The organism is uncultured Brachyspira sp. (genome assembly GCF_944393015.1).
In the GTDB taxonomy this organism is placed as follows: domain Bacteria; phylum Spirochaetota; class Brachyspiria; order Brachyspirales; family Brachyspiraceae; genus Brachyspira.
Genome location: NZ_CALXYQ010000002.1, coordinates 124,012 through 136,355, shown reverse-complemented (window position 1 = coordinate 136,355; position 12,344 = coordinate 124,012). Strand labels below are relative to the sequence as shown.

Annotated in this window: 11 protein-coding genes; 1 reads left to right on the top strand and 10 read right to left on the bottom strand. The window is 27.7% G+C overall.

Annotated features, from left to right (window positions below; translation table 11 throughout):
- Positions 1–66: 66 nt before the first annotated feature.
- Positions 67–2,820, bottom strand: a complete 2,754-nt coding sequence (locus Q0K19_RS01535; protein WP_297244875.1) for a tetratricopeptide repeat protein — start codon at positions 2,818–2,820, stop codon at positions 67–69.
- Positions 2,821–2,890: 70 nt separating this feature from the next.
- Here Q0K19_RS01535 and Q0K19_RS01530 point away from each other — a divergent pair, with 70 nt between their 5' ends.
- Positions 2,891–3,973, top strand: coding sequence for a glycosyltransferase (locus Q0K19_RS01530; protein WP_297244874.1), 1,083 nt, complete (start codon positions 2,891–2,893; stop codon positions 3,971–3,973).
- 61 nt (positions 3,974–4,034) lie between these two features.
- Here Q0K19_RS01530 and dnaJ read toward each other — a convergent pair whose 3' ends face one another.
- The 9 genes from dnaJ to dnaA form a co-directional block, all read right to left on the bottom strand.
- Entirely contained in the window at positions 4,035–5,165 is a 1,131-nt protein-coding gene (gene dnaJ, locus Q0K19_RS01525) for a molecular chaperone DnaJ (RefSeq protein ID WP_297244873.1), read from the bottom strand.
- Positions 5,166–5,254: 89 nt separating this feature from the next.
- Positions 5,255–5,545, bottom strand: coding sequence for a DnaJ domain-containing protein (locus Q0K19_RS01520; protein WP_297244872.1), 291 nt, complete (start codon positions 5,543–5,545; stop codon positions 5,255–5,257).
- 41 nt (positions 5,546–5,586) lie between these two features.
- Positions 5,587–6,279: a YoaK family protein gene (locus Q0K19_RS01515; protein WP_297244871.1), complete on the bottom strand. Its 693-nt coding sequence runs from the start codon at positions 6,277–6,279 to the stop codon at positions 5,587–5,589.
- A gap of 137 nt (positions 6,280–6,416) precedes the next feature.
- Positions 6,417–7,169 carry an ankyrin repeat domain-containing protein gene (locus tag Q0K19_RS01510; protein ID WP_297244870.1) on the bottom strand — a complete coding sequence of 251 codons (753 nt, stop codon included), beginning with the start codon at positions 7,167–7,169 and terminating at the stop codon, positions 6,417–6,419.
- Positions 7,166–7,270, bottom strand: coding sequence for a hypothetical protein (locus Q0K19_RS15380; protein WP_367172108.1), 105 nt, complete (start codon positions 7,268–7,270; stop codon positions 7,166–7,168). The genes Q0K19_RS01510 and Q0K19_RS15380 overlap by 4 nt, the downstream gene beginning before the upstream one ends.
- 182 nt (positions 7,271–7,452) lie before the next feature.
- A complete protein-coding gene (gene dnaK, locus Q0K19_RS01505; RefSeq protein ID WP_297244869.1) occupies positions 7,453–9,372 on the bottom strand; it encodes a molecular chaperone DnaK in 1,920 nt (639 codons plus the stop codon).
- Positions 9,373–9,463: 91 nt separating this feature from the next.
- The gene (locus tag Q0K19_RS01500) at positions 9,464–9,673 is read right to left on the bottom strand and encodes a hypothetical protein (RefSeq protein ID WP_014487641.1); all 210 of its coding nucleotides are present in this window, start codon (positions 9,671–9,673) and stop codon (positions 9,464–9,466) included.
- A gap of 21 nt (positions 9,674–9,694) precedes the next feature.
- A complete protein-coding gene (locus tag Q0K19_RS01495) occupies positions 9,695–10,300 on the bottom strand; it encodes a nucleotide exchange factor GrpE (RefSeq protein WP_297244868.1) in 606 nt (201 codons plus the stop codon).
- A 567-nt stretch (positions 10,301–10,867) separates the two neighbouring features.
- Positions 10,868–12,259: a chromosomal replication initiator protein DnaA gene (gene dnaA, locus Q0K19_RS01490; protein ID WP_297244867.1), complete on the bottom strand. Its 1,392-nt coding sequence runs from the start codon at positions 12,257–12,259 to the stop codon at positions 10,868–10,870.
- Positions 12,260–12,344 lie beyond the last annotated feature (85 nt).

The window sequence follows — 12,344 nt, the reverse complement described above, 5'->3', positions numbered from 1 at the left end:
CATAAAGGGCGGGATTTAAGAATGCACTTTATGCTTTATTAGTTTTTATGATAATGAATTGTAAATTTATTCTATTAATTTATTTTGTATATAATTAATTTCTTTTAATATTATATTTCTAGCTTCTAAATCTCTACCCCATACAGCTTTACTTAAAGCAGTTTGATAATTATTTAAAGCCTCTTTAAGTAAATTTTTTGTATTAGCATCTATATACCTTTCAGCTCTGAATTTGTAAATATCTGCTAAAAGTTTATAACCGCTGTAATCATCAGGAACTAATGCCAAATAATTTAAAGCATAGGTTTCAGAATTTGTATCATTTTTTAAATTATTAAGATAAACTAAAGCAGCCCTATAATTAGCAGCAGCATAATTCTTTCTCATTCTAATTATACTTTCATAATCGGATAATGCATCTTTACTATTTCCCATAAGTTCTTTTATATACGCTCTTTGATAAATGTAATTAATATTATTACCATCAAATGATAAAGCATTATTAATTATATTTAAAGCTTCAGTATAATTTCCAATTTTTGTATAAATCTTTGAAGCAGCATAAAGCTTATCAGGATTATTTGCATTTTCAGTAATTAATCTTTTAAGATCATCAGAAGAAGGATTATAATTTTCTATATTAACAGCACTTTCAGCTATATATATAGGATTAACATTTAGATATTTTAAAGCTCTATTATAAGATAAAAGTGAATACTCATATAAATAAGCTCTATTATATGCCCTTCCTAATAATAAATCCTTTCCGCCATTAACATTAATATATTCAGTAATTCTATTGATTATATTGAATCCTTCTATATTATATTCATATATGTATGCTTCAGCAAGTTTTATTCTATTATCTATATATGCTGGTGAAATCCTCAAAACTTCTTTCATAGTAGAAGATAAACTTACATAAGCACTTATATTATCATAATAGCCAATAGAACTTAAATAAGAATCTATATACATTTCATTTTGAACGGCAACAGCATCATAATTGCTTCTATTTCTCCTAAAGGCTAAAGCGGCAGTCTTGGTTGCTTCTTCATATCTTTTATTCTTATACAAATATGCTGCATAAAGCCCATAAGTTGTTGACTCAATCTGTTTTATATATGCAACATCATAATTTTTATTTCTTAAATCAGATATATAAGCTAAAGCCTCATCAAATTGATTAAATTTAACAAATTCAAATACTCTATCTGTTACCAAATTCAAATGTAATTTTAATTCCTCTTCCCAGTATTCAGTAGCCCTTATATCTATAGCATCTCTCTCTTTTTGATAAGCTGATGTATCATTGTTTGAAGCTCTGATACCTAATAACTTTCTAAGTAAAAATACATTATTAACACTTATTGTATTAGCATTAAAATTTTCTTTCAATATATTTATGGCTTCATCTATAGAACCTAAATTATTATAAGCATCAGCAATATACCCTATTCTAAGCTGTTCCTCATTTCCTTCAAATTTATATTTAGAAAGAAGCTGCATTATATCAACATAATACTTTTGCTCCTTTAACAACTCTGCTTTATCTAATATTTTGTTATATTCAATATTATTTAATAAGCTATTTGCAATATCTTTATAATATTCTACAGATTTTAATAATTTAGAAGCTTCATCATATCTTTTTTGTCTTATTAAACTCTTACTATAATCAATTTTATTTTCATCAGAAATATTATATAAATTAAGAATTTGAGATATTATTCTATCCGGATAATAACTATAGCCTAAATCATAAAGCATAGAGGCAAATGTTTCATATAATCTAGGTTTATTATATGTATATTCTAATCCTCTTTCTATTATTTTTATAGCTTCAGTTTCATTCTTTTCATATAAATATATTTGGGCTAATATAGCATAAGCCTCATCAAAATCTTTTACAGATGAAATAAGTTTTAATAATATACTTTTTGCCTTATTATAATCTTCTAAAGCAAAATATGTTTTAGCCAAAGCTACTGTTATTTCAGGATAATCTTTAGAATATGAAGAAATATTATTTAGTATACTTATGGCATTTGTATAATTTTGTGATGAAAAACTTCTATCCCATGCATATATCTCTTTTTTTACTACAGCATTGCTTATTTTAGTTTGAATTCTAATTTTTTCTTCACTGTTAGAATATCTCGCCTTTCTATAATTATCTATAGCATTATCATATTGCTTATTTATATAGCTTATATCTCCAAATCCTTCATTAGCATAAGAACTATTCTGTTTTACACAAGCATTAAAGTAATAATCAGCACTCTTAACATCGCCATTTTTTAAAGCAGAATTACCAGATAAAAAAAGCCAATAAGGATTATTAGTTGTTTTATAGGCTGTGATACATGATCTTAAAGTTTCTTCATATTCATTAATAGCATCAAAAAACTCATAAGTCAAACCATAAACGGTATCATAATCTTTTTCTTCTATATATAAAGATAAAAGCTTTTTTAAATCTAAAGAAGCATAATAAAGGTCTGCCCTTCTATAATATGAAAGCCCTCTAAGATAATATATTTCATAGTAATTATTATAATTAGTTTCTAAAGAATTGCATAAATCAATTGCCTCAAAAAAATTACCATCTTGCATAAGTTTTCTTACTTTATCCAATTCTTTATTTAAATCATATTGAGTATTTGTAGCTAAAACAGTTTTATTGGCATTTACATTTATACTTTCTAAAGTTATATTAGCATTTCTATCACTCATTACAGTATGATATTGTAAAATATCTCTAGAATATGCCGAAATATATATAGAAAAAATTATAAATAAAATTTTATTTATTTTCATAACAAGTCCTTATTTATCATTTCAAATATCGGAAAGGGATTTGGTATATTTTAATTATGACGGATAAAAAATGAAAGAAATTATTGTACTAATATCTAATGCCAGCAATATAAAAGATAAATCTAATCAATTTATGCTTAATATGGTAGAGCATTTCTATAAATCATCTATAAGAATAACAGTATTTTCAAAATCATTTCCAAAAAACTTTCCAGCTTATATTGCAAGGAAACATTTATCTTTATTATTTTTCAAAAAGTCCGCAAAAGATATAGCAAATATAGCTGAAAATGCTGATGCCATTATAGCTATAGATTTTCCTATGAATATAATAGCATCTATGGCTAAAAATATTTTGATAAAAAAAAGAGCAAATAAATTGCCTGTAGTAGTATGGTATACTTTAAATTTCCAAAATCATTTATATTTTCAGGAAAAAAAAGACAGCAAAACAAAATTAATAGATAAAAGACTTATGAAATTGGATTATGAGCATACTGATAATATTGATATAATAATATGCGGAAGTAAGAAAACAAAAGATAGACTATTATATTTACATAAAGATATCAAAAATATAGAGATAATACAGCCTTATTTTTCTCCTTATATATTTATTAATAATAATGCTAAAAAAGAAAAAGATAAATCAATAGTAATATTCTATAATAAAGAAGATAGTATTTTCAAATGTACAGCAGCTTATGCACAGTATTTGAAAGAAAGCGATGATATATATAAATTAAAAATAATAGGATACGATAAAGAATTAAAAGAAAATATTCATAAATTAGGTATAGAACAATATGTAGAATTCATAGATGAAGATGATAATTCAAAAATAGGAAAAGAAATAGAAACTGCAAACTGCATGATAATACATAATATAAAAGATTCTTTCTATACTCAGTTAATAGCAGCTTGGCATTATAAAACATTGCCTATAATAGATGCTAAAAGTTCATCTGCAGAAATAGTTTCTGATGATAAAAATGCTTTGATATACGATTCTAAAAATCCAATATCAATAATATCAAAAATTAAAAAGATGACTGAAAATAAAAAATCTTATGAATTATTTATGTCATCAATAGAAGAACTGCAAAACACAGATGAAATATTACAATTAATATCTAATTTTAATCATAATTAAAAATAAAAAAAGGAGGATAATTTCCTCCTTTTTTATAATTATTGTAATTATTAATTTACCATTACCAATTAGTTTTATTAGGTTTTCTTAAAGTAGGTTCATCATTAGCAGGCATAACCTTTTTAAGCTCATTAAACAATCTTTTTTCTTCAGCAGATAATTTAGATGAAACATCTATATTAACTACAACAAATAAATCACCTCTTCCGGATCTGTTTATATGAGTTGCACCGCTTCCTTTTAATTTAAATATTTGTCCGCTGTTAGTTCCTGCTGGAATTTTTATTTTAACTTTCTTTTTATCTAAAGTTTGTATATAAATATCAGCACCCAATGCAGCCTGTGCAATATTAATGCCTACTTCAGTTATTAAATCTATGCCGTCTCTTACGAAATAAGGATGCGGACTAACATGTATATACAAATATAAATCACCTGCTATTCCTCCGCCTATAGCCTCACCTTCTCCGCTTACTCTAAGCTGAGTATTATCATCTATACCTTTAGGAATATTAACAGAAATAGTTTTAGTTTTCTTAACAGTACCGCTTCCTTTACAGTTTTTACAAGGAGTTGTTACTATAGAACCGCTTCCATTACATCTGCTGCATGTTCTTCTTACACTGAAAAATCCCTGAGCCATTCTAACTTCTCCGCTTCCTCCGCAAGTAGGACAAGTTTGTGTTTTTGTGCCGGGTTCTGCTCCTGTACCATGACAAACATCGCAAGTATCATTTTTATCTAATTTGATTTCCATTTTCTTTCCGAAAACAGCATCTTCTAAAGATAAAGTAACATCATGTCTTATATCATTACCGCGTCTTTGTGATCTTGAACCTCTTCCTGAAAATCCGCCTCCAAAAAATGAACTGAATATATCATCTAAATCACCAAATCCTCCGCCGCCACCGAACATTGATGAGAAGTCAAAACCGCCTCTGCCATAAGCATCAGCAAAATCACTATGAACACCTTGAAAACCAAATTGATCGTATTGTGCTCTTTTTTTCTCATCAGATAATATTTCATAGGCCTCTGTAGCCTCTTTAAATTTATCTTCAGCTTCTTTATTTCCGGGATTTCTATCCGGGTGATACTGCATAGCCAATTTTCTATATGCTTTTTTTATTTCATCATTAGTAGCAGTTTTTGCCACTCCTAATACTTCGTAATAATCTCTTTTTTCTGCCATTTATCATATCCTCTTAATAAAATTATCTATTTAAATTTAATTTATCTATAATTACATAATTAAACGATAAATAAGTATTCTAAAACAAATTATTTCTTTTTTCTTCCAAGAAGTAAACCCAATCCTAATCCAGCAATTGCTAAACCGCCAACAACATATTTATTGCTGGCTAAATAACTAATATTATATTCAATACGCTTTTCTTTATCTGATAAAATTTCATAAGCTTCATTTATATCTACAAACATACGATGGGCATTTTCATCACCGGGGTTTCTATCCGGATGATATTTCATAGCCAATTCTCTATAAGATTTTTTTATTTTTTCATTGCTTGCAAATATATTAACATCAAGTATTTTATAATAATCTTTATCCATAATAAATATCCTTTAAAATTATATAAAAAATATCAATACATTTATTTTTCAAAAAACATTAAACTTTCAACTACTAATAATAAACCTGAAGAAACCCATATGGCTCTAATACCAATCATATTAGTAAATAAAGTTCCTAAAAAAGCACCTAAAGCAAAAGAACATAATATTGTAATATACATTAAACTTTTTTTTAATCCTGTTTCATCTTTATCAAATAAAAATTTAAATAAATTCTCAGAAGCAGATCTTAAATTACCAGTACACATATTCGTAACATAAGAAAGTCCTTCTACTTTATTAAATGTTATCATAAATATTGCTGACATAAATGATATACTTCCTACAATTATCGTATCTGAAAATGTTTTAGGGAGTATTCCAACTATAAACATCAATATAGAATTTATTAAAATGATAACATATTCAAATTCAATTATCTTTCTTTTATTCAAAATTTTCTTTATATACAAAGCAAAAAAAATTCCAACAACAAAAATTATAATAGATATAAAATAATGCAGAGTATCTTTGAATTGTTTTCTCACCAAACCCATAGCAAAAAATATTATATTACCAGTTTGAGCATAAGCAAAAACTCCTCCTCTAGTAATATAAGTATAGGCATCAACAAAACCGCCAACCATAGTAAGTATAGAAGCTATATATATAGTTTCGGTTGTATGAATGGATTCATTTTTTCTTTTAATAAAAGCTATAATTTTATTTTTCACTTATCTGCCTTATTTTTATTGCCAAATATTATAACACAAAAAAATATTTTTTAAATAAGTTACAATTTAATAATTTTTTTATATATATAATTTTTATGATACTAATTTTTCAAAGAACAAAAATTTTAAATATATTTTTATTTAGCACCATTAGCTTTTAATAATTCTGCAATTTCTGTGTTTCCTTCCTTTAAAGCATAACTTAAAACTGTATATCTTTTATCATATCCATATTCTTTATTTATATCTGCCCCAGAATCTATTAACAACTTAACTATTTTTATATGACCATTTTTTGAGGCATACCATAAAGCACTACTATGTTTTATTACATAACTTCCTTTTTCTATTAAATATTTTACTACTTCAAAATGCCCATTCTTCGAAGCATATACTAAAGCAGTATCACCATCTCTATTTTCATTATTAACATCTGCACCTTTATCAATTAAATACTTAACGATTTCCAAATGCCCGTTATTTGCTGCATACATTAAAGCAGTTTGATATCCATTATCTTTTATATCAATTTTATCCCCATTATCTATTAAACATTTAACAATATTATAATGCCCATTTTCTGATGCATTCATTAAAGCAGTTTCGCCTCTTTCATCTTGAATATCAACATCTGCTCCCTGCTCTATTAAATATTTCACTATTTTTTCATGTCCGTTCATAGAAGCCATAATCAAAGCATCAGTATTTTCAGCATTATGCTCTATCAAATATTTAACAATTTCAAAATAACCAAATCCTGAAGCTGTATTTAAAGGAGTATTACCATATCTGTTTTTTATATTGATATCGGCACCTTTTGATACCAATAATTTTACTCTTTCAAAATCATTCTTTTTAATAACTTCTATTAACTCAACATCTTTTTTCATACTGCTCTATTAGCTTTCAAAAATTCAGCTACTTCTAAATGCCCTTTTTCTGAAGCCCACATCAAAGCTGTTCTATCATAATTATTATCTTTAACATTTATATCAGCACCTTTTCTATTAAGGCTTTTAATGTTTCTAAATCATTATTTTTATAGGCTTCTAATAATTCAATCATTTTATATACTTCATAAAAATATAGGCGGCTGAAAATCAAACCTTAAAAATCAACTTCCAACCGCCCATTAGACTTTATATATTCAACTTTTACTTTTTATCTATTTTATTATTTATTATCATCAACAACTTCATAATCAGCATCAACTACGCCGTCATCTTTTCTGCCTGAATCTTGGCTGTTATTTTGCTGTGCTTGTTGTCCAGCATCAGGCTGTGCTTGCTGCTGTGCTCCTGCTTGTTTATAAAGTGCCTCTGAAGCTTTGCTCCATGCTGCTTGTAAATCGTCTGTAGCTCTTTTAATATTGTCTGTATTATTAGATTCTACTGCTGATTTTAATGCATTCATTTTTGATTCAATTTCAGACTTATCTGATGGCTGTAATTTATCGCCGTTTTCTTTCAATAATTTTTCTGTCTGATAAATCATATGGTCAGCATTGTTTTTAGCTTCAACTTCCTCTTTTTTCTTCTTATCTTCTTCAGCATGTTTTTCAGCGTCCTGAACCATTTTGTTTATTTCATCTTCACTAAGTCCGCTTGAAGAAGCTATTGTTATTTTCTGCTCTTTACCAGTACCTAAATCTTTAGCTGTAACATGTACGATACCGTTAGCGTCAATATCGAATGAAACTTCGATTTGCGGTACTCCTCTTGGTGCAGGTGGTATTCCTACCAAGTCAAATCTTCCAAGCTCTCTGTTGTCATTAGCCATTTTTCTTTCACCTTGTAATACTCTAATAGTTACAGATGATTGATTGTCTGCTGCTGTAGAGAATACTTGTTTTTTGTTTGTAGGTATAGTAGTGTTTCTGTTGATTAAAACAGTCATTACTGAACCTTCTGTTTCAATACCAAGTGAAAGCGGAGTAACGTCAAGAAGAAGAACGTCTTTAACATCACCTTTAATGATACCGCCTTGTACTGCAGCACCCATTGCTACTGCTTCATCTGGGTTTACGCTTTTATTTGGCTCTTTTCCAAATATGTTTTTAACTGTTTCCTGTACTAAAGGTACTCTTGTAGAACCTCCAACAAGTATAACTTCATCTATATCGCTAGTGGAAAGTCCTGCATCTTTCAATGCTTTTTCACATGGGATACGAGTTTTTTCTACTAAATCTCTTACTAAATCCTCAAATTTTGCTCTTGATAAAGATACATTCAAGTGTTTAGGACCTGATGCATCTGCTGTCAAGTATGGCAAGTTAATATCAGTTTGTAATGAACTTGAAACTTCTTTTTTAGCTTTTTCAGCAGCTTCTTTTAATCTCTGTAAAGCCATTTTATCATTATTCAAGTCAACGCCTGTATCTTTCTTAAACTCATCAATTAACCAATGGATAATAGCTTGGTCGAAGTCATCACCGCCCAAGTGAGTATCACCGTTTGTACTTTTTACTTCAAATACACCGTCAGCTAATTCAAGTATAGATATATCGAAAGTACCGCCGCCCAAGTCATAAACTGCGATTTTTTCATCTTTCTTTTTCTCCATACCATAAGCTAAAGCTGCAGCAGTAGGTTCGTTTATTATTCTCAATACATTAAGTCCGGCAATACGTCCGGCATCTTTAGTAGATTGTCTTTGGCTGTCATTGAAGTATGCAGGTACTGTAATGATTGCATCTGTTACAGTTTCACCTAAATATTCTTCTGCTGTTTGTTTCATCTTTTGAAGTATTCTTGCACTTATTTCTTGCGGAGTGAAGTTTCCTTCTAAAGTTTTAATTTTTACTTTTCCGCCATCTTCTATAACAGTATAAGGCATTCTTGAACGCTCTTCTGTTACTTCAGCATAAGTGTTACCCATAAATCTTTTAATAGAAAAGATTGTATTTTCTGGGTTAGTTACCATTTGGTTTTTAGCAGGCTGTCCTACTAATACTTCGCCTTTATTTGTAAATGCTACTACAGAAGGAGTTGTTCTGTTTCCTTCAGCATTTGTTATTACTACAGGCTTACCGCCTTCCATTACTGATACACATGAATTTGTTGTTCCTAAATCTATTCCAATTATTTTACTCATAATAAATTTCTCCTTTTACTCAATATTACTAAATCTTTTAATATTAAAATTAATATTTATATATTTTAAATTGTTTATATATTATTTGTTATTAGTCCTTCGTCAGAACACTAACAACATATTCAGTATGACCATTACCTAAATGTGAAGTAGTAAGGTCAACATTGATTACTTCTTTGTCTTTAATATGATTGTTTATAGCATCACTTAAATCCTGAAGAACTCTGTTTATATGCTGTATACTTTCTTTTTTGTCTGCTTTCGGCTCGTAATAAGCTCTAAAAAGTTGAATATGTGCCATAAAATCTCCTAATTAATTTATTTATTCTTTAGCAGCAGCCGGCTTTCCAACTACCACTTTAGCTGTTCTCAAAAGTTCATCATTCAATTTATAACCTTTAGCATAAACTTCAACAACCTTTTCCTTATCTATATCAGGAACTTCAATCATAGTTAATGCTTCATGCACATTAGGATCAAATTCCTCGCCTAAAGACTCTATTTCAGTAACTCCATTGTCATGCATAAAGTCTATAAATTGTTTATGTATTAATTCTATGCCTTTATAATATTCACTGCCCTGAACATTAGAATCCTGCTCGCCTGCTTTCAATGCTCTTTCAAAATTATCCATAAAAGTCAAAAGAGATAATAATAATCCTTTATTTGCTCTTTTTATGCTGTCAGTTTTTTCTTTAGCAGTTCTTTTTCTTATATTTTCTGCCTCTGCCATAGCATACATATATTTATTTTTCATATCAGCAGATTCATTTTCTAATTCTTCTATTCTTTTTTTCAAAGCAGTTATTTCATCTTCCTCATTATTATTTTCAGCATTATCTTCTGATTGCTCATCATTTTCAACAGCCTCTGCTTCTGTGTTTTCTTCCTCTTTCTCTTCACTATTTTCTTTTATTTCTTCTTCCATTTATTCTCCTTTTAATTAACTGTTATTTTATGACTTTTAATATTCTCAACTTTACACTACTAATATATGCAATAAACGTGCCAATAATTAAAGTCTTCTATATTATTTTCTAATTATTTCCTAAATATAAAAAATTAAAATAATATATTTAACTTAAAATAACAGGATAATACACTACATATCAAACATATTAATGGTAAAAAACTGCTAGTAATACACTAATATATTATGATATACTATCTAGTATAATACAAAAACATACCAAAATATATATGTAATTTTTAATTATATGCAAATATACAAATATATAATATCAAATGTATCATTTTTACACACAGAAAATATTCAATTATGTATTATTTTTATACATATCAATATAATAAAAGTATTATGATGATAATTTTGAACAGTTAAAAAGAATTTAGGTTAAAAAAGTATCACCCTGGATAAAAGACATCAGGGTGATAAGGAGGTTTATGAAAAATTGTATTAATTTAACAATACTATTAAATTATATATAAAATCGTATAAAAGTCAATCGTTTTTTTATAGATTATTTGAATAATTTTATGATATTCCGGCCATTATATCATTGATTTCTGAATATAAATGCGAACCTGTTTTTAATTCATCTTTAACTTTATCTCTGGCATGTATTACAGAAGCATGATCTCTGTTAAAATCAAGCCCTATTTCTGTAACAGATTTTTTAGAATATTCGCATGCTAAATATATAGCAACATGCCTAGCTTTAGATATAAATTTAGTTCTATCCTTGCTTTCAAAAGATGATATTTCTACACCATAATAATCTGCCACTATCTTTTTTATCTCTTTTATAGTAGCATTCTTCAATTTAGGTTTATTGGTGAAATAATCTTTAAATATATCAAGTTTTTCGCATTGCTCTATATCAGGCGTTATTTTCATTAAATCCCTAACCGATAAATACGCCCTTATTGCTCCTTCAATCTTTCTAACATCTGTTGTAATGTTTTCAGCCATATATTTCATAACTTCTTCATCTATACTGGTATGCAAATCAAATAGTTTTCTTTCTATTATGGCTAGTCTAGTTTCATATTGAGGAGGCTCTATCGAAAGAATAAGGCTCTTTTCAAATCTATTTTTTAATCTTGCTTCTATATTTCTCAACTCTTTAGGTGGCTTATCACTTACAAATACCATCTGTTTTGAAGCATTATCCAAAGCCTGAAATATTTCAAATAGCTCTTTAGATGTTTCCTGAGCACTTTCAAGAAGCTGTAAATCATCCAATAAAAGCATATCTAAAGATTTATATCTTTTCTTGAAAATTTCTGGTTTTTTATTCTGAAGTCCTGATACATATTCATCCCTGAAACCGCTTCCATCTATATAAAGAACTCTAGCATTAGGATTGCTTTGCATATAACTATTGCCTATAGCCTGAAGTAAATGCGTCTTTCCTATACCTACACTTCCATATATATAAAGTGGATTATATTCTTTACCGGGATTGGATGATACATATTTAGCTGCTTCAAATACATATCTGTTATTATTTCCCTGTATAAAATTATCAAATCTAAATTGCTCATTTAAATTACTTTTATTATAAGCATTCTCTTTTTTAGAAACATCTAATACATTTTTATTAGAAGTATTTTCAATATTATGAGTATTATCAACTGATTCTTCAATTTCTTCTACGTTTAAATATTTATCAACAAGTTCAGCATCTACTTTGACATCTAAATCTATATCATGTCCTAATTTATCTTCAAAAAAATCTTTTATTCTTCCTAAAAAATCTTTTTTTATATGTGCTGCAGTAAAATCTCCTGAACATACTATATCTGCTTTATTTTCATTATCGGCTACAATAACGCTGCCTTTGAGTAAAGCAACACCTGCAAATTCATCATCTTCACTTATAATATCTAAAAATTCATTCCAATATTTATTTATCTCTTCCATCTTTCTATCTTTAAAATATATTCTAGCTATCTTATAATCGGAATTTATAATTTTTAGTTAACATAGAAAATTACAGCATATATAA

Coding starts and splice junctions, on each gene's coding strand:
- dnaK (WP_297244869.1), bottom strand. CDS start 9,372: ATGAGTAAAATAATTGGAATAGATTTAGGAACAACAAATTCATGTGTA.
- Q0K19_RS01535 (WP_297244875.1), bottom strand. CDS start 2,820: ATGAAAATAAATAAAATTTTATTTATAATTTTTTCTATATATATTTCG.
- Q0K19_RS01520 (WP_297244872.1), bottom strand. CDS start 5,545: ATGGATAAAGATTATTATAAAATACTTGATGTTAATATATTTGCAAGC.
- dnaJ (WP_297244873.1), bottom strand. CDS start 5,165: ATGGCAGAAAAAAGAGATTATTACGAAGTATTAGGAGTGGCAAAAACT.
- dnaA (WP_297244867.1), bottom strand. CDS start 12,259: ATGGAAGAGATAAATAAATATTGGAATGAATTTTTAGATATTATAAGT.
- Q0K19_RS01495 (WP_297244868.1), bottom strand. CDS start 10,300: ATGGAAGAAGAAATAAAAGAAAATAGTGAAGAGAAAGAGGAAGAAAAC.
- Q0K19_RS01530 (WP_297244874.1), top strand. CDS start 2,891: ATGAAAGAAATTATTGTACTAATATCTAATGCCAGCAATATAAAAGAT.
- Q0K19_RS01510 (WP_297244870.1), bottom strand. CDS start 7,169: ATGAAAAAAGATGTTGAGTTAATAGAAGTTATTAAAAAGAATGATTTT.
- Q0K19_RS01500 (WP_014487641.1), bottom strand. CDS start 9,673: ATGGCACATATTCAACTTTTTAGAGCTTATTACGAGCCGAAAGCAGAC.